This window comes from Olleya sp. KKT75 (assembly GCF_055635485.1).
On sequence record NZ_CM145759.1, the window covers coordinates 3,432,020 to 3,457,886 of the forward strand.

Here is a 25,867-nt window from a genome sequence, read left to right on the forward strand (position 1 = left end):
AACAACAAATAATGTCAGTGATTTTTAAAACAAAAATAGACGCCAAAATAAACACAAATGCTTTAAATCCGAGTGAAGCAAAAGCATTAGCGACCACTTTAGAATTATTAAACTATCAAGATACGGAAACCTATACACGCACAAAAAACAGCTTAACCAACCAATCAACAACCCCTGTTTTTACAAATGCATTGGCTCAAAAACTATACTACCATCCTGAGATTTATGCAGATCAAACTCAGGGATTAGAATTTGTAGCCTCTTGGTTTCCTTTGGTAGACAATGCTTATTATCCTGATAAAAAAAGTAGCGAACTGTTGGTTACTTTTTTAAAATTCAGCTTAAGCTTATTTACTTCTAATACTATTACAGAACAGCTTAAAACTCGTGTTTTTGATGTTATAAAACTTTTAGTACACAGTCCGTCTGCTGCTGCTGTTCCGCTCACGCAATTTTTAATAGATACTGTGTTTGATACTAGAGACAGTAACAGCTCCGCGTTTATGGTACAACAGTGTTTAAAACATGATATTTTAAACGGACTTTACTACGTTTGTGATAAAAATCAAACGTATACAGCACATTATTTTACTATACAGCAGTCCTTTATTAATCATTTTCAAGAGGGTAATTGGGAAGCATTAATAACCAAAATCCACAATATTATTCCAGTTGGAAAACCACAAAAACCGGGTGCTTACAATTTAGTTGCAACTTGGTTTAGCTTTGATTTAGCGCAATTTTACGCAACTAATTTAGAGTTTGCCACAGCTGCATTGCGTGCCATTAAAGAACGCTTTTTATTTGTTGAAGACCACTGCACTGCCTTATTACACATTAAAACCACTGAAGGTTTGTATCCATTAATTAAGACTTTAGGTAGTAAAACATGGGATTCTGGTGATGTTTTAGTGTTTAGTACACTTGATACACACATCCCACAATCTCAAGTAGATGCATGTTATTTAAGATTCCTAGATTGGTTAACAGTAGATGGTAGTAGTAATTTTTATACCGAAGCGTTTAAAGACCACGGAAACACTATTTTAAGTAACAGTAACACTGCAACGCTTCCTGCAGAATGTATTCCGTTTTGGTTTGAAAAGTGTCATCCAAAAACGGGTGTTGTCAGTCAAACTGAAGCTTATAATGCTCTATTCTATAAATTACTAATTGCAAACACAAAACATACGCTACCAACTTTACGGTTGGATCATAGTGACTTTCAAATTACTGGAGAATTTCTAATTACAACCGTATTTCAGATTCAACATAATTTAAAAGCGTGGTTGGAACCTTTTAAAACATCAGGAATAGAAAATCCTTTAAATCAGTTTTTAGTCCTTGCCTTTTATGATGCTAGAGAAACTTTATTAACGCTATATAACGAAGCCGATTGTGAGGTCTTACAAACCTATGCTCTAGCATTAGCGCACACTGCAACAGAAGCTTCAGACACTATAAAAACCAATAATCTACCATTATTGGTTAGTATTTTAAGCACATTGTGTGTCCAATCAGGAAACTATACGCGTGTTAACGAGATTTGGGCGCTTAAAAATATTGATCGGGTTATAATAGACCAATGTAATACGTTTGCGCAATCGCATTATATAAATATAGAAACGCCATTACACCTTAATGTCATACAAGCGTGGTATAACTTTTTGGGCGATTATTATTACAGTCTAACCACAGAAGCTGTTTGGGTATCTGACATGTTAAAAACGCAAGGTTTACGCACAGGACTTTATTTTAATAGTCTTGAAGATGATACAACCTTCTTTTTAAATAAAGCCATTAATCGTATTGTGCATTTTCATAAAAAAAGCAAGCAAAAACAAGTTCAAAATAGCGTTTTCACCACGATTGCTTCGCAAATTGAAACCTATCTAGCTGATGTTCTTGAAATATTAAAAAAAGATAAACTAGACCAAAATACAGTGCAGTTTTTACAGAATTATAGCTGTGATGAAACCTTTGGATTTAAAAATAACACGACTTTAAGTACTATAATTCAAAGTTGTTATAGCTTTCACTTTAAGGAAGCTCCAACACCAGAAATTAATATACTTCGGGAACATGGTCAGTTATCAAAAATAGACACAAAAGACATCCCAATAGACCAAACAACCATTACAACAGTATTACACAATTTAGAACATTATAAAACGGAAGGCGTTTGCGACACTACCCTTTTGCAAGTTTTACACACCAAAATAGATGCTTTAAAATCGTGGTTATCGCAAAATGATTCAGGTATAGAAACCCAATATATACAAGCATTATACATGACATTACTAGATCCAGATTTAGCACCAGAAACACCATTAGAAACCTACGGTAACTTATGTAGACAGTTATTTGTACAATTAGCCAAAGGTTCCGATATGGCTATGTCCTACGCTTTGGGGTTAAAAGCTATTGCACATTCTGGAGCCTATGCTGATCCTTTAAAAACGACTCTATTACAAGTTGTAACCGATTTAAACACGTAGATAATGACAGCAGATATAACACCACAAATACAAGAGCAATTAAATTTATCGGCTTTGCTACTTAAAAAAAATTATAATACTGCAGACCTCAGCACTTGGTCTGGTTTTAATAGTGAAGACCAAATGCAAGTCAAGCAAGCCAAAAGACTTTTAAAACTGAATGGCATTACCTCGGGTTTGCATTTACGCAATAGCTTACAACGTTACCAAAGTGGACAAATGGTGTCTCATACTTTTTCTAAATTGGCAGCCGAATTTAGAATGAATACCACCACATCGTTTGATGCCAAATATAATGCACAAGAACACCCAAGGCTTAAACACAACTATAAAATGGTATGGAAATACCGTTTCACTTTAAAAGAGCACCTACTAATTGGGTATGAGTTATCCTACTACATTTATCTGATGCGCTTAGCAACAGTCGTTGGCTTTATAGGTACAGACGAGTTACTACTGCGCATGGAAGATGCTAATGAGACTATTAAATCGACTTTTTCTAGTTGGGGAGCATTCCATCGTAATGTGTGTTTGGGAGACGAATTTGTTTTGGGTGCCACAGAGCAAGACAATAGCAAATTTCCAGGCTCTAAAACCCTTTGGGAGCACTATCAACGTCTTTATGTAAAACATGCCGATTGGTTTAAAACATGGAACAAATGATGATAACAAGAAAAGACCTGATACAACATATTACGCGTGCAGAACAACTGTATGCAGCCAATCTATATTCCCATTTAGCGTCCCATATTACTGCAGTTCAAGAACATTTTGAACAACTTGAAGAAACAGATTACGCAAGGTTTTACCGCATTGTCATGTTGTACATCTGCGCTTTTGAAGACGTAAATATGCCAGTTATGGAATCGTATTTAGAAGCTTTAGAAAGTATTGGTGAAGTCGAAGCTTCAGATTACGAATTGATTTGTAGTTACTACACCCAATGCGATGCGTCTATATACAAAAAAGCAGTAGTCGCTTTTCCGTATAACGATACCTTACATCTGCATTATGCTTTAAAATTACAACACGACAAACGTTATGCTGATGCTATTTTAATTTTAGAATACATTTTAGAATGTTATCCTGCCTTAACCGAAGTTCGGTTTTTACTACATGACGTACAAACTGCACAATTACTAAAGTTATGCACCTCTGAGGAAGCTGCCCATTATAACGACGTATTAGCACTAGCTTCAGCAACACACAATCTAGACGCCTTAACAGGATTAGAAATGGATCCACGTTTAGATCCAAAAAGTAAAACCTTAATCCACATTCAACTGTCTATTTGGAATAGCAAATCTGTAGAGATTGCGCAACGTTGGCAAACGGAATGGAAACTATTGGATTTAACACCAACCACACGTTACTTGTTAGCAGATTATGCCCAATCATTTATGCGTTATGATTTGGTAGCACAAATTTTAAGAGCGCCAAAAACACCAGAATTCCCCGAGGATAATTTTAGTACGTTTGACCAGTATAAAGTCTACATGCAAGATTTAGCAAACTCAGGTTGGCAATTGGCACAACACCATTATTTACTTGTTGGTAATTCGGCTTATTATCATACTGGAGATGACAACATTTTTAATATTTGTGTCACACAAGGTTTAGCACAAAACCCTAAAAACCCCTTATTATTAGTCTTAAAAGCTAAATATTTTTACTCAAAAGAAGACTATAATCAAACAGGTGCCGCATATCATGAAGCCTTTAAAAATGGGTTACGCTTAAGCGAATATCTATTTTATCTTCTAGAAGTTAATAACCGTATTAAAAGCTGGCAAGGTATTTTAGACATTGTAAAGCAATTCCACAAAGGACAAACCCCAACACTAAAAACCTTATTTTTTCAAGCTCGTGCCTTAGTTAATTTACAACAACACGATGCTGCGCTTGAGGTTATAAATGAAGCGCTTGAGGATTTTCCACACCCAGCACATTCCTACGCGCCTTGGTTGTATAATATGCGTATGGAATACCATAGAAAAAACCATAATTACGACGCTTTTTTAGAAGATTTACATAAAGAAGTTGGCTTTTACAAAACGGGTGATAACGATTATTGCCAAACTATAAATTGTGGTGTCGAAGCCCTTTTTGAAAAGGAAGATTATGAAGAATGTTATAACTACGCCATTTATAATCATGAACAAGGCAAATTATATCCTCACCTCTATCCTGTGTTGCAATGGGTATGTTTTTATGAATTTGCGCTTCAAAAACCAGATGATTTAGAAGATGTGACTACAGCCGACTTGGTAACCGAACCGTCAACATTTATCGACTACAGAAACAATGGTTTAATCTATTGGATCTTAGGAGACAAAGTCGCTGGTGCCGATGCTTTACAACAAGCTGCCAATTTAGCTACCAATAAAGCCTTATACTTAAGATTAGCGATAGCTTGTGCTAACGAAGGGTTTAATTACGATAAAAGTGAAATCCTTTGTGAAATTTTCAAAACAGAAACTCCCGAAGCCCGAAACTGGAGAACAGATTATGACTACGGTCAAATAATATTAGACAAAGACAATTATCAAGAAGCCTACAAGGTGTTTTCAGAATTATTACAAAGCTATCCAAAAACCTCTTTTTACGCCTTTCCAAGAGCTTTTAATAATATGTTTGCTAGCGTTTTTAGAGATTGCTCCAAAGGTATTGATAATATATCGGCGTTTCATAAGTACACAGCGCTGCATTTAAGCAATGACAATCCTAGTGTATTTATAGCAAAAGAAGAACAAACCTATGCGGATCAGCATTATACAAACGACTTATTTTTAAGACATAATTTATTAGAATATGCTAGTAGATTAGAATGCGGACTTACAGACGTCGAAAAAGAAGCATTATTACAAATCAAAACAACAATAAGCGCCTCTTATTTTGTCTAAACCTCTTAAATTTACGTTTTTTTTATAAATGACACGATTCTTAAAACAGACCTTACTCACGCTACTCCTATTTTTAGGGTTCCATGTCGTGGTAATAGCTCAAAACTCTAATAATACCCCATTAATAGACTCGCTATCCGTAGTCTATGGTAAAAACCTATACACCAATCCTATTGTCGCTAAAAAAGCTGCTGAAGAGTGGTTGAAAGAAAGTAAACGTTTAGATATCGATCTTCAAACGGTTAGAGCGCTTTATGCTTTAGGGAATTTAGGAAACATCTCTGGAGACTATAAAAGTGCCATTAGTAAAACTACAGAAGCGATTACTTTATTAAAAAAACTAAACCTTGAAAGTGGCTTGGCTGCCTGTTACAATATACTGGCTTTAGGCTATAAAAACCTAGGCGAATACCCTAAGGCTATGGATAGTTTTATGATGTGCTTAAGTTTCGCTGAGGCCAATGATAATAAAATGCAAGAGGCCAATGCGTATCAAAATATAGCAACCTTGTATGTGCTACAAAAGGACTTTACAAAAGCAACTGAAAACTTAGATCGTGCTGCTAACTTGTATCGCGAGTTAGGAAATGACGATGGTGTGTTGACTACCCTATTCAATTTTGCAAATATTTTAAAAGAACAAGATAAATTTGACGACGCTAGAAAGCATTATAAAACCGTGCTTGGTTACCGCGAAAAAGAAGGCAACAAAGCAGTTATAGCGTATATAAACATTAACCTTTCGCAAATGCTTGTGGAAGAAGAACGTTGCGAAGAAGCCATAGTCGCTTTAAAAAAGACGTTGACCTTATTAAAAGCACTTAAGTTTAATTCTGATATTGCTATTGTGCTTAACGATTTAGGTTTGTGTAACAGTAAATTGGGACGTACCAAGGACGCTATTAACTATTTCCAGGAAGCCTTAGCCATAGGCGAAACACAATCGTTGTTAAGTTATAAGTCTGATATTTATAAAAACTTAGCACAGTTATATCAAGAAGCAGACGATTATGAAAATGCTCTAAAATACTATCAAAAAGGGGTAACGACTGTCGCCGAACAAAACTCTCTAGATAAAGAAAAGTACGTTGCTAAAATCCAAGAACGGTATGAAACACAGTTAAAAGAAACACGAATTGCATTATTAGAAAAAGAACAAAAATTAAGTGATGCCGAGTTACAAAAAGCAGAACTGACTTTAAAACGTCAACGCTTTGTTAGAAATGCTTTTATTGGTGGCTTTGTATTGGTTTTAATTACTCTAATTATTTTAAGACTGTTTTATATCCAACGCTTACGCGTACAAAAGGAATTAAACCTGCAGCAAGAAGAAAATGCAAAACAGAAAATTAATCAAATGATTCAAGATCATAAATTATCTGTTATTGAGCGTTATCAAGAAGGTCAAGACGAAGAGCGTGCTAGATTAGCACGTGACATACATGATGGTATTGGAAGTGATTTGGCGGGTATAAAATTAGCATTTGAGCATTATTCTGAAAAACATGAAGATGCCTCTCAGGCCAAACGTATTGGAGAAGCCATAGACAATGCCTGTTTTGACATCCGTAGCTTATCGCATCAATTACATCCGTTATCGTTTTCTAAAATAGGCTTTACTAGTTTTTTAAACGATTTTGTAGATCAGATTACTAACAACACAACGTTAACCATTCAAACCTTTATCTTTCCAGAGGAAGACATTGACAAGCTACCAGAAGACCTATTAGCAGATGCTTACCGAATTGTGCAAGAGTTAATAAACAACATTATTAAACACGCGCAAGCAACAGAAGCAGACGTCCAATTAACAAAACATGACGCCTATTTAAACATTGTTGTGCATGATAATGGAAAAGGGTTTAAAACCAATAAAAAACAAGGAATAGGACTCCGTAATATTAAAGAGCGCTTACAAAAAGTTCAAGGGACTTTAGATATAGATAGTGGCTCTGGAAACGGAACGTCAATTACCATAGATATTCCTATAAACTAAATCATTTTGAAGAAAACAAACATCATTATAGCAGACGACCACTTAATGTTTTTAGAGGGCATTAATACCATATTAAGTGATATGGAAGAAATTGGTGAAGTCCATTTAGCTACCGAAGGGAAACAAGTGATTAGATTACTAAATCAATTTGAAATTGGTTTAATTATTAGCGATATTAATATGCCAAAAATGGATGGTATTGAGTTGCTTACTGAAATCAAGAAAAAACACAGCAGTGTAAAAATTATTATGCTAAGCATGCTTGATAACCACAGAACGGTTCATAAAGTAATACAAAAAGGAGCGGATGGTTTTGTGCCTAAGTTTACTAGTAAAGACGAATTACAAAAAGCCGTTAGAACAGTACTTGGTGACGAACAGTATTTTTCTGAAATTATAAAACAGCGTTATATGGAAAGCGTTTTTGAACGCAAAAAGTATAAAAACATTGAGCTATCACCACGAGAAAAAGAAGTCTTAGCGCTTTTAGCTGAAGAGTTAACCTCTAAAGAAATTTCAGGAAAATTATTTATTTCTGTTAATACTGTAGAAACGCATCGCAAAAACATTTTACTAAAAACGGGATCTAAAACCACGACTGGTGCTGTAAAATATGCAATCGAATCTGGGTTATTCGATTAATTACAACGTTTAAAGTAATTGCATTGGCTTCATTTGGAAACGCGCCCAAAAATACAGGGTTGCATTACCATGCCAAAACACCTTCTGTTTGGAGGGCTTCCTTTAATTGTACTAGGGTTTCGTCGTAAGACAATGTATCATAATTAGACGTAAGTAAATCGCCTTTATAAATATGATGTGTTTCAAAATCAAAATACGTTACATACACACCTTTTAAGGGGTTTTGCCATTTGGTGTTTCCGCCATTAACAATGGTTGTATCACTAAGATAATGCACCCAAGCAGCTCTTGACAATGTAGTTTTATCCAAGAAAATCTTTTGTGCGTTATAAATTTTAAAGTTAGGTTGTGACTGCCTTAAATACTGGTTTACCTTTTTTATAATAAAAGTTTCCACCGTTTTTAGACCTGATGCTTTTTCCGATAACATAAAAAAGGCGCTATGCCATTTACTATCAAACACCTCCAATGGTACTTCCAGAAACCCGTCGGGATGCTCAGGTGTTTTTATAACAATGGCAATATCCGAGTAGATGCCCAAATCTTGATAAAAATAATTTAAACGCACTATAAAACGTTTTACTAATTCCTGTAAGGCGTCCGGCTCTAAATTGGCCTCTAAAGTCAAGTCAATAGTATTAGTATTAAATGTTATTGTGGGGCATTCGGTTTTAAACAGGCGCTTTATGGCTTGTCTAGTATCGTAACGTTTTGTGGCTGCCAAATAAGGCGCATTAATCGTGTTTTGTTCCGTGTCTCCACTTGTTACAGCATTGTCTTCTAAAATGGTCTTTAGATTAATATGACAATAAAATTCGATTTCAGGAGTATCCGTATTATATAACAAGACGGTAAACATATTAGGATCCATGTTTCCGCTATTAAAAAAGCGCTTTAACCATTTATAGCGCACCTCATCCTGATACTTAATCTTTAAATACGCCTCTAAATTAGTGGTGGCGTGTTGCTTTGAAATGCCACCCACTAGTCGCGTAAAATTTGCAACTAGCAGCACGATAACCAACAGACAAATCCCTAATATAATTGCAATTCTCATAGTCCTTTATTTATACAATAAAATTAGACCTATTTAAAAGTGGGTGCCTCACGGAATTCAGTGAGATTTAACATTCACTTAAATGAGGTGTTTTATTTATGTGGTGTTAAAATACCTTTGAACTATCAATAACACTTAAAATAGGTATCATGGGATTAAAAGAAAGAAAAGCAGCAAAATCTATTGAAGATCAATATTTAGCAGATTACCAAAAAGAAATTAATGACATCGTGGGTAAACCAGTTCCTGTAACTATTAACTGGGATACGTTTGATATCGATTCTATTAAATTTGTACCAAGTGTGTGTTTACAACGTCTTACAGATGGTTTAAAAGAAGTTTGTAATGATGCTATGGGTAAGGAAGCTGTGCAGGAAGGGATTAATACTATTGAAGTATTTTGTATCCCTAACGAAGGTGCAGAAGACAACAAAGCACTTACATTAGACGCTGGTGTCTTTAGTTTAACAGCGTGTTGGGGCGGACACCACAGTGGCTATTATACGGATTTAGTAATTCGCGATTACTTAGAAAACACGTTATAAACATACTAACCGTATTAGAATTAAAAAAAGGAAAACCCTATCGTTTTCCTTTTTTTTATGCCTTTTATGTTCTGCTTTTTTTAGTCGTACTGTTGCTACTATTAACACTACTTATAATGCAAAGATTACGCTGACTTTAGCGCACGAAAAAGCCCTTAAGCAGCCACGCTTAAAGGCTAATTCTAACAATCTAAATTAGCTATTAACTTAATGGTATACTGTTATAAACCACACCTTTTAAAATAGTATTAAAATAGGCTTCGTTTAATTGTGTGTTATACTCCGTAAACGATTGACTACATCCTGTTGCTACAGCCTCTTCAAAGACAAGCTCAATAGTTGGTTGGTCACTATTGTCATGATAGATTTTAAGACTACCAGACCACTTTCCTGGTTGGTTAGATATCCATTGGATAAATAAAGGATCTATAGCCTCTTTTATGCCTCCAGAAAGATTAACCTCAATAGGCATACGGTCTTGCTCCTCTTGATAGTAATGTGTCGAAAAATTATAATCACACTGACTTAGTGCAAATAGTTTTTCTGTAGTGTTATCTTTTCTGATTAGTAATTCTATTTTGGTATTATTATCTGATGTTTCCATAGTTGAATTTATTATTGATTATATACTATTATGTTGCAGGATTAACTACAAACATGCTTCGATTAGTTCTTGTAATTGGTGCGCAGACGCTACACTTTTTAAACTTTTAGATACGTCTAAAGTTATGGACAAGGTTCCGGCTGCTAAGCTTACCGCATTTGTTGTATCTAAATTAAATTGAATTGTAGATACTGACTCTGTAAACGCTGCTTTGGATAAGTTATCCTTTGCTATATTAGCCATCGTATCTTTTAGTAAGGTTATGGCACTATGTGCGTAGTATTTTTGGTTATCGTTAGGGGTGTCCTGATAACTATAAGTTACAGCAATCTGTTTGTTTAAGGCTGCTTTTAGGTCTAGCGCCACACTATTCATTTCTTTTTTAAGTTGAAGCATGGTTGGTATTTTACCTGCTGGTGGCGTAAACGCGATGGTTCCGTCTGATAACAGGTAAGCATAACTTTCTATATTACGAATGGAAACCGAAGCGATACTACTAGATTGTAAGTACTGTAATTGGGCTTTACGATCGTATAATTCGCATAGCAAAATCACACCTTTTGTACTATCATAGTTTACAAAAATACCAGACGCGCTGCTAGTATGCGTGGTAATGGTTACCATTGGCATATTAGGTTTGTCTTGATGTCTTTCTTTATCTGCTATCTGTTGTAGTAGTGTTACCACCTCACTAATATCTAGTGCAGGCAATTGTAACATTGTTTTATAATCCATAAGTCTATCTATTTGCTTAGATCACAAAATTGATATATTATGTATGAAGTTTAGTAACGGTTTTCAGTGATATTTATAAGTCGTTAAAAAACAACGCCCATTATCCAATACATGGTATTAATAGTAGGGTTTTAAACTAGTATAAATGGGGTTAAAAATTAATTAATCACCTCTTGCTGTGCGCCTTGCCTAAAACAACGCTCCTGGCCTAGATATAGCGGATTACCATGTTTCTCGGACCAAAACCCGTCTAAAAGGTCTTGAGTAATGCATTTATATACCACAACGCCTTTATAAATAACATCGTCATCACCAATGTAATTAAAATTAATAACCAAAATATTATCCTTAAAAAACCCGGTACCTAACTGTTCTTGACTGTTGTTAATGGTCCACTTGGCATTAATCCTATTGTTTTGGTCTAATGTCAACTCTAGTGTGCCTTTATAGGTTACTGCCTCCTGGTCTTGATTGCTTCCTGTTATGTTGTAAGTTCCTGGTAGTTGGGTTAGTTGCATTTTTATTTGTTATGTCATTGCGAGCGTAGCGAAGCAATCTGTTTGTTGTTTTTCTTAGCTTCATGAGTCTACCGCGTGCCTCGCAGTGACAGTATTATTCGTGTTTTATGTTGACGGTTTACTTCCGCTTCAACGCATCTAACGTTTTACCGTTTTTATCTTTCCAAACGTCCAACCATTTGCAGAACGCCCTGAAACTAAAGCTGCTGCTGCTGTACTTGGTTATCATTTATGACACATTTAGCGTTTATTCTATTATTTTAGTTTAAGATTAACTCTAATAAAGTAACCAAGGTTTGTGCCTCCTAACCTTGGTTGCTTCCTATGATGTTGTATGTTCCTAGTCGTTGGGTTATAATCATAAATGGTTTTTACTTTAGAAAGGCTTAGTCAATATTATTTAGCATAATACTTTAACAACTCTTTAAACTGTTCAAATGATTTTTCTATTAAAGGCATAGATAAGCTCTCATTAGGCTCATGAATTTTTGAATACTCATCATTTGGTCCAATAGCTAAATATGGTTGATCCTTTAAGATATGTGTTAAAAAAGGACAGGCATCAAACTTAGTAAGACTTCTGTTCTCTGTATATGTTGTAAAATCATATTCAGCTAAAGCAGGTAAAATAACATCTTTTGCTTTTACTAGTTTTGAATCTTCATTTAGTGTTAAAAATCGTTGACGGGAAGTACCTAAATCAAAAAAACCAGTTTCTTCAAGCCATAAATCTATTTTAGGAATTTCTAACAACGGAAACTCTTTATGCGCAACAGGAGAACCTTTCTCTTCCTCACCTTCAATGAGCCAATGAATTTCTGGCAAACCACTATTAACCAATGCTTCAACAGCATGAATTCTTAATAATAGAATTCCTAAATTATCACCAACTCCTCTTCCAAATAATCGATCATCCCTCAAAGTTAACTCAGTTGGAGGAGACTTCCATTTTAAATCATCTGTTGGTTCTACATCATAGTGACCATATAAGCCAATGCAACCAGATTTTACTTTACTTTTTCTAACTGCATATAGCACAGGTGTTTTTGTAGTACTTCCTCCTAATAGTCTAATGCTAAAATTTAACTCTAATAATTTATCCTTAAAAAAACTTAGGCTATTTAATAATCCTTTATCATTATTTGTAAAACCATTATTTGCTACTAATGAAGATAATTCTTCTAAATACTTATCTTTTTTAAATTTCATAATTCCATTTTTAAATTGGGTCAATTCCCCAAATACTTATTGATCTTTTTCTAAAAGCAACAATATCTTGCTTTGACATTTTATTTTTATACAATTCCAGAAATTTATAAAGCCCTTGTTTATTCTCTTTACTTCCTGCTGTAGAGATTCTTTTCCCTTCATGAGAATTAAAAACCACAAGATGCTCCTGTATAGACTTATATTTTACATCTTTTTTATTAGAAAGCCTAATACCAAAATCTATATCATTAAAGGAAAGTAGTTCTTCGTTAAAACCGTTTATCTCTAAAAATAATTTCTTTGAAATAGTAATATTAGACCCTCTTATTCCTGGGTTTTTTATAAAAAACAAATGCTCTTTTAATTCTATTGGTGGAGACTTTTCTATTGAAATATCTTCATCTTTTTTTTTCTTAAATGCAGCAAGAGCAACATCAAATGATTTTCCTGAAAATATCTTTTCAAGATAATTTACTTCCCAATAATCATCGTCATCTAAAAATGAAATAAAACTCGTTTTTGTAAAATCTACACCAAAATTTCTAGTAGCAGAAACTCCTTTTCTGCGTGTATTATGCACTACTCTAATATAATTACAAAATTTATAATATATTTTAAGCTTTTTGTAACCTACTTTATTATTATCTACAGCAATTAAAATTTCTTTTGGCAATTTTGTGTTTTTCAAAATATGTTTTATCGCATTATCTAATAACCTCATTCTATTTCCCTTTGTAGGAATCACTACAGTTGTATCTAGTATATTTTTGTTTTGCAAACCATTAATATGTTTTGATATTTCTTCGGCACCCGGATTTCCTAAAACCTCTTTAGCTAAATTAATTTTAAGATTATACTCTTCACGAAAAATATCTTTTAACTGATTTTTTATATGGTTATAAATTTGTTTTTGCGCTAATGGTGAAGTCTCAACATACTTTAAAGCTTCTAACGTTTTATTAGTAAAATATTCTTCATCTAAAGACTTCATTTCTTCAAAATTTGGGAAACTGTAAAATTTATCCAAATTTAAACCCCCATCTATCAGTCCAAATTTCTCATAGTACTTTAATTGGATAACCTGACTAGCATTTTGTGGAGGTAACATCACTATTTTGGCACCATAATAAATACCTTCAAAAATAGCATTTAGACCAGGACTAGATATTAATATTTCCGAAGATTCAAGAATTCTTAGATACTCGTCTTGACTATAATTATTTATAACAAATTTATTCTTAGGTAGATTTTTTTTTATTTGCTCAATGATTAGAGCACCTCCCCCAATATAAATTTCATAACCACTGATTAAATCTTGAATTTTCAGAATAATATTTGATATAATACTAGCATAATTTGAATTAATACCTGGCTTAATCCATCTATTTTGTCCTCCACCTAAATTAATCAATATTCGTTTTAATTTATGCTTAGCCTCTACTTTATGACTAAAAGTAATTATGGGTCCAACTTTAATAAAATCCTTCTCATTTGTTTGATCAATTTCAAGAAATCTTTCCGTGAAATACAGAGTAGCTTCCTTTTTTATTCTATGTTTGAAATTTGGATGCCACCAACTATGGAGATCTACAAAAAATACAGGGATTTTAGAATCTAAATACCAATTAACATTTGTAAGGTTAGATACTACGAGTACAGCATCATAGTTTATTAAATTTATTTCTTGTCTTACAAGTTGATGTTGTTTATTATCCAATTTTATTATATTATGAATTAAAGCACTTTTAGAAAGTACCTCATCCGTAATACCATAAGCAAAAGCCGTATTAACACTAGATAAATATTTTAACACTGCAAGTAGTGCTGAACTTGAACCAAATGCCATTTGGTTAGTATCACATAATAATCTAAGCATACCTATAAATGATTAATATTTGGAAGAATTAATATGATGGTATGCCAGCTTAAATCCTTTCCTTCAATATCTTTATCGATATTCATTAAGGTTGTATCAATTATTTGTTGATCAATCCACGATACTTTATAAGCAAAAACAACTCTAGTATTTTTATTAAAACCTTCCCTTAATAATAAATCTCTAACAAGTAACCAATCTCTGAATGACTGATATAAAACTATGTTGGGCTTAGTTGCAAACACCTTTTTTAATTGTTCCGGAAAATATTGTTTCGTATCCCTAATCCTTTCTATACTCGTAATGAAAACATTTTGATTTGTTGAGAAAGAAGTTATATCAATACTTATTTTGGCACAAATAGCGTTAAGTGCAGTAATACCCGGGATTATCTCGTATTCACACGATTTACTTTTTAAGAGTTTAACATATTCATGTAACATAAATTGTTCGCCATAATGTCCTGAATAAAATGCACTGTCTCCAGGCATAAGAATAGCCAAATTTTTATTTTCAGAAATAGATTCATTTATAATGTCTAGAACATAATCTTTATTAAGGTTACCTGTAATTAAAGTTTTTTTTTGAAATAAATCTTTGATATCATCACAAATCATTTCCCCTACATAAATACCTAAATCTACATTTTGCTCTATAACCTTATTCGCTCTTAAAGTTAAATAATCCAAATCGCCACCAGGACCAATACCTATAATATATATCATACTTTAAATAATTCTTTTTTACAAAAAAGTTTGTCGTTTATAATAACATGTGTTAATTCTGTTTCTTTTAGTATTTCTAATCCCTCTTTACTATTCGAAACCAATGGTTTTCCATTTGTATTGAATGATGTATTTAAAATAATTGGATAACTAGTTAAATACTCAATTTCTTCTAATAAATTGTAAATCCATTCATTTTGATTAATAGTAACTGTTTGTAATCTTGCTGTTTTATCAAGATGTTCAATCGCCGGAAACATACCTTCTAATTCTTTTTTAATCGGGTAAGCAAAACTCATAAATGGTGAGGACACATTATCTTTAAAAAAAACACTTGTTTTATCTTCTTGTACAATAGGAGCTAGAGGTCTAAACCATTCTCTAAATTTTATTTTATTATTAATAATTTCTTTCTTACCAATTGAATCGGGATAACATATTATAGATCGGTTACCTAATGCTCTTGGTCCTACTTCAGAGTTATTTCGAATAACACCAATAATAGCATCTTCTTCAACAAGTAACCTCGCTATTTCTGATAATAAAAAAGTTTTACCTATTTTATTGATATTAGTAGGCAAATTATTAATTAACGGAAGGCCTTTATATGTGATATTTTGTTGCTCTAGTGGAGGAAAAAGAGAAAAAATACTTCCTAAAGAAATACCACTATCATTTGGAGCTGAAGGCACGTGAACTTTTAATTTAAACGTCTCTTTAATTTGGGTATTCGCTAATACATTTAGTGCTACTCCTCCAGATAGTATTATTCCATCGTATTTGTTCTCTTTAAGCTTTGCTCCAATCTCATTAATAATAATTAGTTCAAAGACTCTTTGAGAGGTTGCTGCTAAATTAACAGCATCTTCTTTTTTAAGACAATAACCTTCTTCTAACTCTAAACCAATTCTATTACCTAATGAATATAAGGCTTGGATAGGATATTGATAGAAAAGATAGTATTCTTTAAGAGGCTCAATCCATTCTGTAACAACCTTACCTAAAGCAGAATAACCCATAATTTTACCCGAGAGTGATAGATGCCCTATTCTTGGTTGTTGCTTATTATGAGTTATCTCAGGCATCAAGGTTGCTAAAAGTCTATAAGGTGTGCCAAGATTTAACAATTTTCTCTCAATTAATGTAATCTCATCCTTTTTTATTTCATAAAAATTAAAAATCCCATCATCTCCTCCTCCATCTGCACTTAAAATCAATGGATTTTTAAAACTTGACGTGTAGTAACCTAAAGCAGCATGCGCCATATGGTGACTGCATTTAACCCACTTATCAGCACTTATAATTGATTTTAATATTCTAACTTTACTAGGTGCTACCCAATTAGTTATAACGTAATTAAAATTTATACTACCAACAGTAGCATACACTTTATTCATCACTTTCTCCCATTCTTTTCTAAAGGTAATTAGATCATCAGAACATGAGAAATAACGTTGGTTGAAGATTCTTTCAAGTTCTAACACAAGAACAATTTTATTATTAATTTGCACACTTAAATTAGCATCATGCTGTGTATGTATTGATATAATATTCATTTAATAATTTCTTATTCTTTAATTTAATTTTTCAATTACAAACTGTCGTTCTAATTCATAATTGTCATCCTTTTCAAGCTGATTAGATATTATTGCACAGCAATAATCAATATTTTCTTTCTTCAAAACTTCTATTACATTAGAATTATATTGCCCGTCTGTGTAAGCATAAGACTTTATATTTACACCTATCTGAGATAAAGCCTTTTTTGTTTTTTGAATATCTGCTAATACCTCTGTTTCTGTTAGCTTAGTATAAATATCATGATAATATGAATGACCTCCTATTTCATGACCTAACCCATGAAGCGCTTGCAAATGAGTACATGACATATAAGATACATCTGTTTTGGGTTTATTTAAAAACAGCTTATCTATAATTGCTTGTTGCGCTTTGATCGAAAAATTTAAAAACTCTTTTTTTTGTTTACCAAGAACCCAATCTTCTTTAGTTCTCTCCTCTATATTTTCATTTACATAATGATAATAATAATCTAAAGGTGCTATTGTTTGCTCTATACAATAACCTATAATAGGATAAAACGTAGCATTGATTTTATACTTTTCTAAAATTGGCTTTGCATATAAATAGTTGTCTAAATAGCCATCATCAAAAGTTAATGCAACTTGTTTTAAATCAAGATCCTTTTCCAGATTGCAAATAGTTTTAAAAGTATATCCTTCTTTTAAATATTTAATAATTACATTTTCTAATCGCTCTTGAGAAACAAGTGTACCTCTAATAAAATAGGCGTCATTAATATTTATTTTTTTTTTAGGCAACACCCTATGAAACATTAAAATCTCAGTCATCTAATAACAATTTAGATAATTCGTCTATAGACTTAAATCCTATAAGTAGATTTTCTTTACGATCGTCCAAGTTTTGATTTGCTAATTTTTTACTCCACCCTTCTACTCCTGTGTAACAATATACTTTTTTACCAAATTGCCAAGCATAGCTAATTTCGTTTAAAGTACCTGCTCCACCGCCTAAAGCTATTAAAACATCCGATGATAAAACCAAAACAGAGTTACGTGCAAATCCTATTCCTGTTGGAATAGTAATATCTAAGTATTTATTAGCTTTTTTACTATCTTCAAATGGCAGAATACCGACAACTTTACTTTTTGTATGTTCAATAGACTTCACTCCTTTTGAAACCGCTTCCATTGTACCTTGCATACCTCCATTTAAAACGGTACATCCTTTTTCTCCTAAAAAAGCTCCCAAACGGTGGGCAAATTCATATAATTCTTTAGAACATTGACTTTCGTTTGATCCTATGATGCCAATTTGCATAACTTTAATATTAATTGGTTTTTATTTACTTTAAAATCTTCAAATTCACTTATAAAATAGTCTTTATCAAAAGAATTAATTTGAAAATCTAACTCTTTTAATTTGTCTATTTCATTTCTGAATTCACTTTCATTAATATTGTCATTTAACAATTTTAATGTGTGTTTTATGTGCTTTTGATGAAACTCTAAACGATTGTCAAATTCTTTTTTTCCTTTATACAAATACTGAATAAGCAACGCTCCTATCATATCTGAGAAATATTTTTGAGTAGCACTTTCAATTGACACCTCTTTGAATGTACGATTATGTACTAAACTGAAATAATTAACATCCTTAATGGAAAAGTTTAATTCGGTTAACAATTGAGAATGTATCATATCACTGCGTCTTGCTGGAATATTATCATATTCTGAAAAACCTAAATGCGGTACTCTAAAAATATCCATATTAAAAACAATAAAATTACCACCGCGTAATAGTTTTGATTCTTTTAATTCAGGTTTAACACTTTGCTTTTCATTAGAAGTAACTTTAGTTATTGGCTTACCAATTAAAATCTCCTTTACTACTCGATTTCTATCGTCTGATTCTGAAAGAAAAAGGGAATAATATTTTTCCTCACTTAACTGATTATAATAATCATGATATTCCATCCCATCAAATGGAAATTTAAAGTTGTATTCTCTATTAAAAACATCTTCTAATTGTGTATTACAATATAATAAGGATGGTATTGGTGGCACATAAGATGTAGGAGAAATAATAGCATCCACACTTTTGTTTTCGTTATAAAACGTTACTATGTCCGAAAAATAATCTTTAGAAAATGTAACGATATGCTGATTATTTATATAGTTACTTTTTCCAAAAAGAATATCATCATCTACTTGCCAAATGATTGAATTATTAAACTTCTCAACATTATCAATAATGTACACTTGTTGCTGTATTCTGGCTCTTTGTATACTATCTACTATAAGGCTACAATGCGCAGAGTTAAGTAACTCAGAGTGAGTAGCTTCTAATTCTAAAATTTTAGACCTGTTAATTACATTTATATTTAAATCAAAATTTTCAATATTACTCTTTATGTTTTGATCTAACGTTTTATCAAAAACCGTTATAAATAAAGAATAATTTCTTTCTTTATTTAACATCTTTATTTTATAAATACTACTTATAAGATTAGTTGTGTTTTCTAAATTAGTAGTTGAGAATATAATGTTTATTATCTTTTTATTCATTCAATCTTATTAGTGACTTCTTCTTAAACTTTAATCTATTCCTTTATAATTATTTCCCTACACTACTCATACGCTTCATAGTATCAAAAAACGCGGTTTTAAACGCGTCATCTTTAGCGTACAATCTATACAAGTCTAGCTCTTGTTTACGCTGTTTAGACATGACCTCATCAAGAATCTTCTGAAAAGCTAAATTCTTATTTTGTTCATCATTATTCTCAACTACTTTTTGTAAAAAATCTGGATGCGCTTGTATGGATTTAGTTAGACTGATAAACTTCACACGTTGGTCTTCTGGTGTTACTTCCCAGTTTTGAAACCAGCGCTCATTAAAACTTTGTATAATTAAATCCAAAGGATCAAGCTCCTCATCAGTACCATGGGCTCCTCTTGGATTAGGGTTTTGAGGATCTACCATACTTTCCGATTCATCCAATCCTATCACTTCATTTAAACGCACACGTTCTAAACCGTAGGTGGATAAATCTACTGAACTTAAAAGCTCGTCTAAAGCATCGACTTCCGTATTATTTATAGGTAATTTAGGAATCAAGAATTTTAAAAACCAATACAGTTTTTCCCAATCCAAAATTTCAAAAGGCATAATAGACGCCATTTGACCATATATTTTCACAAATTGCTTTGCTTTAATTTTAAAGTCTGCTTTGTCATCATCTTCTAATTCTAGTTCGTTAACAAAACGTTCTGCTGCTCTTTCTATAATAGGACTTAATACTTGTGCATCTTCTTTATTAAAAAACTTAATATTAAAATCTTCTACCTCGCTCCACTCATAAACACCAACATCATCCAATACTTCTTTTAACTCATGTAATACATTTACATCTGTAGCTTCACTTAATGACGTGGCAGTATAAAAAGGATCGAATGACGCTTTAATATCTGTAGACGCATTAAAAAAGTCCAACACAAATACATCTTCTGTTTTCTTCCCTAATTTAGTTGCTGCTCTATTTAATCGGGATAAGGCTTGCACAGCTAAAACACCTTGTAGTTTTTTATCTACATACATGGCACACAATTTAGGCTGATCAAAACCTGTCAAGTATTTATTAGCAACTACCAGTATTCTGTACTCGTCTTCATCAAACTTAATGCGTGTGTCTTTTTCTGCAAAGCCATTCATTTCGGCTTCTGTGTATTCTATACCATCGACTTCTTTAGTTCCAGAAAAGGCAATGGCTATTTTAAATGGACGTCCTTTGTCTTTTAATATGTTTTGTAAGGCTTTATAATAGCGAATAGCAGATTCAATACTCTGTGTGACCACCATGGCTTTCGCCTTTCCCTTAAGTTTTTTCTGATTGACTATTTTAGGAATAAAATGGTCCAGTATTATTTCGGCCTTAGTATTAATAGTCTGCTGGTGCTGTTCTACATACGCTCGTAATTTTTTTTGCGCTTTAGCGGAATCAAATAACGGATTATCTTCAATAGATTTTTCTATTTCGTAATAGCTTTTTAAGGTGGTATAATTCGCCAATACGTCTAAAATGAAGCCTTCTTCAATAGCTTGTTTCATAGAGTATAGATGAAACGGTTTATACTGACCTTCACTATCTTTTACACCAAACTTTTCTAAAGTAATTGATTTTGGTGTAGCTGTAAATGCTAAATAAGATGCGTTTCCTGTGGTACTTCCATCAGCATTTAATCTCATTTTACGTGACTTCATCGCTTGTACTATTTTATCTTGCGCATCAACCTCATCGTCTTGATTAAATTGCTGTCCCATCGCTCTATTCATATTATCATGAGCAGAACCACTTTGGCTAGAGTGTGCTTCATCAATAATAACTGCAAAACGCTTGTCACTTAAATCAGCAATGCCATCTATAATAAATGGGAATTTCTGAATCGTCGTAATAATAATTTTCTTGCCTTGCTCTAAGCTATCTCTTAGTTCTTTGGATGAATATGCAGGAGCAATAATATTTTTCACTTCCGAAAAACTCGCAATATTATCGCGTATTTGCTTGTCTAACAAACGTCTGTCTGTAACTACAATAACCGAATCAAACAATGGTCGTTCCACATCTGTAATTCCAGGTACACTATTGTTTTCTGGATAAGTTTCTATTAATTGATAGGCTGCCCAAGTAATCGAATTCGATTTCCCAGAACCTGCAGAATGTTGAATTAAATAGGTTTGTCCTACGCCTTTTTTACTAGCATCGGCTATTATTTTACGTACCACATCCATTTGGTGGTATCTTGGAAAGAATAACGTTTTAGTCTGTATTGGATCTTTCTTTTTACCATCCAATCGCACAAAATGCTGAATAATGTTGGCTAAACTTTCTCTTGTAAAAACCTCATTCCATAAGTAATTCGTACGATGACCTACCTCTCCTTTTTCTAGTTCCGGATTACCTTTACCATGTTTATTTCCTTTATTAAATGGTAAGAAAAATGTGCTTTTCCCATTTAACTTCGTCGTCATATACGCTTCATCTGTGTCTACAGCAAAGTGTACCACGCAACGTGCAAATTGTAATAAAGGTTGTTTGGTATCGCGTTGGGTTTTATATTGGTGTTGTCCATGCACTCTGGCATTTTGACCTGTCCATGCATTTTTAAGTTCCATGGTTACAATAGGCAAACCATTAATAAACAAAACCATGTCTATTTCCTCTCTTTGATTGTCTATACTATAACGTAATTGTCTGGTCTCACTAAAACGGTTTTGTGCAAAGTTGTCTTTTACTTGTTGGCTACTACTTGCCAATGGTAATTGGTAAAACAACGTAAAATGTGCATCGTCTACTTGTAAGCCTTTTTTAAGCAGATATAGAATACCATACTTTTTAACCAAACGATCATAACGGTTTAGAATTTTTAATTTCCAGTCGCTTTGCTTTTGTAGCTTTTCTAGTTCTTCTTTTTGAGTATTTTCTAAAAAGTCCCAAAAGAATTGCTCATCTATGGCAAACTGTGCATTAAAATTAGAAGGCTGACCAATGTAATAGCCTTTTCCTGTTCTATAAACCTCAGTATTTTCGTTTACAGCATTTACAGATGTGCCTTGTTGTTTAAGGTCTTCTATACACGTACCTGTTAAAGTTCTTTCTATGGCTGCTTCTAAAGCTTGTTCGTTGGTTTGTCTATGCATAATGTCCTTGTTTTAATATATCAATCATTTTTTCAGCATGTTCTTTAATTTGTGTTTCTCTCCAACCTTCCTCTGCTGTTATTTTAAACATGATTTGCATTTTTATACTATCTGAATTTTTATCGATATTAAAATTATTTTGTTTTGCTTGAGGCATATTATTTGTAAATCTCGAATTTTTCGAACTACTCATAATGCTTAAATTTCCAAAATTGTGTAAATATTTATCTTTTAGAATAGGATGATTGTCTGGTGGTGTTTGAGGGTAATGATGCTCTATAGAACTTTTAAATGTAAAATTAAAGTTCTTATATCCTTCTAGGTCTCTCCATAAAATATAATCTAAGTAATTGAAAACAAAGTTTTCTACAGAAGTCCCTTTATTTAATTTATCCTCATCCAAATCGTTTTTTTCTATCTCTGTTTTTTCTCTATTATAAATAATATCATAATAATCAACTAACTCATTACCTTTCATAAGATATCTACCAAATAAGAAGGCTTCAGCTATTTCTTTTAAATAATCTCTGTAATCCTCAGCATCAATTTTCGAATTATAAAACAAGTAGTATAATGCAGCATTTAACCAATGCTTATAGACCATTGTAGGTGTAGATACATGGAACATAGAAAGTAACATTATAATTTCTTGATTAGTCAAACTATCTTCTTCTTCATCTCCAAAAGCATTTACATAATTTACTCTATTATCTTTATACCATTTCATTCTTTTTAAGCTCCAATCTTCTTTATCTCCTTTAAATTCTCTCTTTAAAATAAATTGATCAAAAAGATGTTTTAACTTTAATAAATTATAACCAAAATCTACAACAAATTGTTTTCTATTAGGATTGCTTTTATTATAATATGGTTTGAAAAAATCGAGTAATCTTTTGTCATCTAAACTAACTCCTCCAATATTTTTAAACTTAGAAGATGCATCTTCTGCGCAAGTTTGTATTTTTAAAACATGAAGTAAGAAATTTTGAAAATTCACTACAGAATTGAAACGTTCTGGCGCATCTTTATCGTGGTTTTTATTTAAGTTAAAATCAAAATTGGATTCTGTGATTTCTTTGATTGATAATACTTTGTTTTCTTTACTATTTTCTTGATTCGACTTTAAATGTTGAGCAATTTCTTCTAAAGACTTACAATGAAATTCATTCCACTGATTTTCTCCAAAAATTGCATGTCTCTCGTCTACTGAAAAACCATATTGAACATACCTTTCCATATCTGAACAAGCTTCCCAAATAGTATTAAAAGCATTAGATAAATCTTTATCTGCGTCATCTTTTAAAACTTCAAGCATATTTGCTTTTAAAATTTCATGCTTTTCTAGTTGTTCTCCTCTATTATTCATTATTTCAAAATAATGATTTAAATCTGTTTCTTCGGGAACTGCAACACGTACGACTTTAACTTGTTCTGTTAGATATTTATAAAAAATATTAACTGTTTTTTCTTCAACTAATAATGTCTTCAATGTTTTTACAACATCTTGATATCTCTCTTGAATATTGGTGTTGTGCTCTTTATTTAAAAGATAGCTTCCATTAAAGTCTTGCTTACAGATATGTTCTAATGTATCGGTAGATTTTTTTCTACTATAAAATGTTAAGTTCAACTTATAATCTATAATCTCAGTGATAGTATGACTAAAAGTATTGTGTAAAGCTGCTATTAATAAGTTGAGAGTCGTTAATCTTTGCTGTCCATCAATAGTATCGTAAAACACCTTATTGTCTTGTTGTCTTTTATTTATAACTAATGTACCAATGTAATAGTTGTTTTTATTTCTATTAGAATCAAATGCAAAATCAAAAACATCTTGCACTAATTGATTTACTTGCCCTTCTCCCCAAGCATAATTTCTCTGGTAAATAGGAATGCTATAAACGTCTCCATTTTCAAAAAGTTGTTTTATTGAAAATGTTGGTATATTATCTTTAATTAACATATTTCAAATTTTCAAAAATTGTTACTAGTTTCTCTACTTTTGAAGCCTTAAGATCTTGTCTTTTTATAGCATCGATTCTAATATTTAAAAAATCGTTTGGTTTTAAAGCTTCTCTAATTCTTTTAAATACGAAAGGATAATCAATTGCATAATTATCCATAGTAGCTAATTGTACATTTTGATGTGTTAATCTTACCTTATAAGACCATAAAAAAATCTTTTCTATTGCTCTATCAGCATCAACAAAACCAAATTTATCAACATAAAAAATTAGTGCACATTTAAATAGATTGTAAACGTATTTGTCTCCTGTTCTATGCTTTCCATCATAAATTTTTAATGTGTCAATTATAGTTTTTGCTGTGCCATTTGGGTTTATTTTATCTTTAATATCATTAATCATTTTATTATAATGATGGATCATTTCAAAAAAACGTTTACCGTTTATAATTACCTGGTCTAGTTGAAATGGATAAGGCATATTATTTTTATCAATATTTCTATTATAATCTTTATTATAACCTTCAATATAAAAGTGACTTATTCTATACATTGCAGCAAAAGGATATGGCTCTTCTACATTTGGGCTTATTCCTTTAAAAATTGCAACATCATTTTTAGTAAATTTTCTAGCCGATTTACCATTAGTCCAATTTCTAATTCTATATATATGATATCCAAATATTGATTCTAATTCTTTTTGCGCTGTGTTTTCCCATGTTTCAACAATTTTGGTTTGCTTTTCCTCACTCACATTATTTTGCATTTCTCTTAGATGAAATGCTTTTAATAAATCATGAGGTGCTAAATCCACTCCTCGTGCATTTTGAGAATCAAAAAATTGAAATGCTTCAGAAACATCTTTTAAAACCACTTTAACTACTTGACATCTTTGATAGAAAAACAAAGTTGTTTCCACATCAAAATCTTTAATTCTTTGCGCTATTTCTCTATAATTGTCTCTTAAATTGCGTTTTGATATTTGATTGGACACCTTTAAATTATCTGCTAAATCTAATTTTGGTATACTCGAATAGACTTTTTTAGCTGCTTTATAAAGCGTTTCGTTATTCTCTATTGCCAAAGCAATAAGTATAAGTGTTAACGTACGCTGTTGTCCATCAACAATATTTAAAATTCCTTCTTTATCTTGATGATAAACCACTGTACCTAATCTATAAGCAGGTTTTGTTTTAAAGGTTAAAATATCATCTATTAATTGATGTATATTTTTTGTAGACCATTTATAAGGTCTTTGGTATTTTGGTATAGAAATATTGGTTAATAGCAAATCTTCCACTGTTATAATAACAGGCTGAATACCATTTGTTGTTTCTGGCGGATTCTTAGTCATACA

General features: G+C 32.1%; 20 protein-coding genes. 6 read left to right on the plus strand and 14 right to left on the minus strand.

Annotated elements, in window-relative coordinates:
* Positions 1–11 precede the first annotated feature (11 nt).
* From ACZ2G2_RS15325 to ACZ2G2_RS15345, 5 genes are read left to right on the plus strand one after another with little or no spacing between them, the layout of a single operon-like run.
* Complete coding sequence (locus tag ACZ2G2_RS15325) at positions 12–2,498, plus strand: hypothetical protein (RefSeq protein ID WP_470393155.1); 2,487 nt, start codon at positions 12–14, stop codon at positions 2,496–2,498.
* Positions 2,499–2,501: 3 nt separating this feature from the next.
* Positions 2,502–3,161, plus strand: coding sequence for a DUF1266 domain-containing protein (locus tag ACZ2G2_RS15330; RefSeq protein ID WP_470393156.1), 660 nt, complete (start codon positions 2,502–2,504; stop codon positions 3,159–3,161).
* Positions 3,158–5,401, plus strand: a complete 2,244-nt coding sequence (locus ACZ2G2_RS15335) for a tetratricopeptide repeat protein (protein WP_470393157.1) — start codon at positions 3,158–3,160, stop codon at positions 5,399–5,401. The genes ACZ2G2_RS15330 and ACZ2G2_RS15335 overlap by 4 nt, the downstream gene beginning before the upstream one ends.
* A 28-nt stretch (positions 5,402–5,429) precedes the next feature.
* The gene (locus ACZ2G2_RS15340; RefSeq protein WP_470393158.1) at positions 5,430–7,397 is read left to right on the plus strand and encodes a tetratricopeptide repeat-containing sensor histidine kinase; all 1,968 of its coding nucleotides are present in this window, start codon (positions 5,430–5,432) and stop codon (positions 7,395–7,397) included.
* Between the two features lie 6 nt (positions 7,398–7,403).
* Positions 7,404–8,039 (plus strand): response regulator transcription factor, encoded by a 636-nt coding sequence (locus ACZ2G2_RS15345; RefSeq protein WP_090840346.1) that lies wholly within the window; start codon positions 7,404–7,406, stop codon positions 8,037–8,039.
* A gap of 64 nt (positions 8,040–8,103) precedes the next feature.
* Here the strand turns inward: ACZ2G2_RS15345 and ACZ2G2_RS15350 are convergent, their stop codons facing one another.
* Positions 8,104–9,096, minus strand: coding sequence for a hypothetical protein (locus tag ACZ2G2_RS15350; protein ID WP_470393159.1), 993 nt, complete (start codon positions 9,094–9,096; stop codon positions 8,104–8,106).
* Positions 9,097–9,245: 149 nt separating this feature from the next.
* Here ACZ2G2_RS15350 and ACZ2G2_RS15355 point away from each other — a divergent pair, with 149 nt between their 5' ends.
* Entirely contained in the window at positions 9,246–9,641 is a 396-nt protein-coding gene (locus ACZ2G2_RS15355; RefSeq protein ID WP_090840351.1) for a hypothetical protein, read from the plus strand.
* Between the two features lie 202 nt (positions 9,642–9,843).
* Here ACZ2G2_RS15355 and tssD read toward each other — a convergent pair whose 3' ends face one another.
* The 13 genes from tssD to ACZ2G2_RS15420 all read right to left on the minus strand — a co-directional run bounded on the left by tssD (position 9,844) and on the right by ACZ2G2_RS15420 (position 25,864).
* Positions 9,844–10,245 carry a type VI secretion system tube protein TssD gene (gene tssD / locus ACZ2G2_RS15360; RefSeq protein ID WP_090840353.1) on the minus strand — a complete coding sequence of 134 codons (402 nt, stop codon included), beginning with the start codon at positions 10,243–10,245 and terminating at the stop codon, positions 9,844–9,846.
* 45 nt (positions 10,246–10,290) lie between these two features.
* Positions 10,291–10,980: a hypothetical protein gene (locus ACZ2G2_RS15365; RefSeq protein WP_470393161.1), complete on the minus strand. Its 690-nt coding sequence runs from the start codon at positions 10,978–10,980 to the stop codon at positions 10,291–10,293.
* Between the two features lie 158 nt (positions 10,981–11,138).
* Positions 11,139–11,498, minus strand: coding sequence for a hypothetical protein (locus ACZ2G2_RS15370; RefSeq protein ID WP_470393162.1), 360 nt, complete (start codon positions 11,496–11,498; stop codon positions 11,139–11,141).
* A 396-nt stretch (positions 11,499–11,894) separates the two neighbouring features.
* Complete coding sequence (locus ACZ2G2_RS15375) at positions 11,895–12,707, minus strand: M20/M25/M40 family metallo-hydrolase (protein ID WP_470393164.1); 813 nt, start codon at positions 12,705–12,707, stop codon at positions 11,895–11,897.
* 10 nt (positions 12,708–12,717) lie between these two features.
* The gene (locus ACZ2G2_RS15380; RefSeq protein ID WP_470393165.1) at positions 12,718–14,583 is read right to left on the minus strand and encodes a glycosyltransferase family 2 protein; all 1,866 of its coding nucleotides are present in this window, start codon (positions 14,581–14,583) and stop codon (positions 12,718–12,720) included.
* A gap of 2 nt (positions 14,584–14,585) precedes the next feature.
* Complete coding sequence (locus tag ACZ2G2_RS15385; RefSeq protein ID WP_470393167.1) at positions 14,586–15,308, minus strand: SAM-dependent methyltransferase; 723 nt, start codon at positions 15,306–15,308, stop codon at positions 14,586–14,588.
* Positions 15,305–16,864 carry a carbamoyltransferase C-terminal domain-containing protein gene (locus tag ACZ2G2_RS15390; protein ID WP_470393169.1) on the minus strand — a complete coding sequence of 520 codons (1,560 nt, stop codon included), beginning with the start codon at positions 16,862–16,864 and terminating at the stop codon, positions 15,305–15,307. The genes ACZ2G2_RS15385 and ACZ2G2_RS15390 overlap by 4 nt, the downstream gene beginning before the upstream one ends.
* An 18-nt stretch (positions 16,865–16,882) precedes the next feature.
* Positions 16,883–17,677, minus strand: coding sequence for a polysaccharide deacetylase family protein (locus ACZ2G2_RS15395; RefSeq protein WP_470393171.1), 795 nt, complete (start codon positions 17,675–17,677; stop codon positions 16,883–16,885).
* On the minus strand, positions 17,670–18,167 hold the full coding sequence (locus ACZ2G2_RS15400; RefSeq protein WP_281846773.1) for a TIGR00725 family protein: 498 nt from the start codon (positions 18,165–18,167) through the stop codon (positions 17,670–17,672). Before ACZ2G2_RS15400 ends, ACZ2G2_RS15395 begins: the two co-directional genes overlap by 8 nt.
* The gene (locus ACZ2G2_RS15405) at positions 18,149–19,414 is read right to left on the minus strand and encodes a hypothetical protein (protein WP_470393173.1); all 1,266 of its coding nucleotides are present in this window, start codon (positions 19,412–19,414) and stop codon (positions 18,149–18,151) included. The genes ACZ2G2_RS15400 and ACZ2G2_RS15405 overlap by 19 nt, the downstream gene beginning before the upstream one ends.
* 49 nt (positions 19,415–19,463) lie before the next feature.
* Positions 19,464–22,547: a type I restriction endonuclease subunit R gene (locus tag ACZ2G2_RS15410; RefSeq protein WP_470393174.1), complete on the minus strand. Its 3,084-nt coding sequence runs from the start codon at positions 22,545–22,547 to the stop codon at positions 19,464–19,466.
* Complete coding sequence (locus ACZ2G2_RS15415; protein WP_470393176.1) at positions 22,540–24,510, minus strand: DUF262 domain-containing protein; 1,971 nt, start codon at positions 24,508–24,510, stop codon at positions 22,540–22,542. The genes ACZ2G2_RS15410 and ACZ2G2_RS15415 overlap by 8 nt, the downstream gene beginning before the upstream one ends.
* A complete protein-coding gene (locus tag ACZ2G2_RS15420; RefSeq protein ID WP_281846769.1) occupies positions 24,500–25,864 on the minus strand; it encodes a DUF262 domain-containing protein in 1,365 nt (454 codons plus the stop codon). The genes ACZ2G2_RS15415 and ACZ2G2_RS15420 overlap by 11 nt, the downstream gene beginning before the upstream one ends.
* Positions 25,865–25,867: the final 3 nt, after the last annotated feature.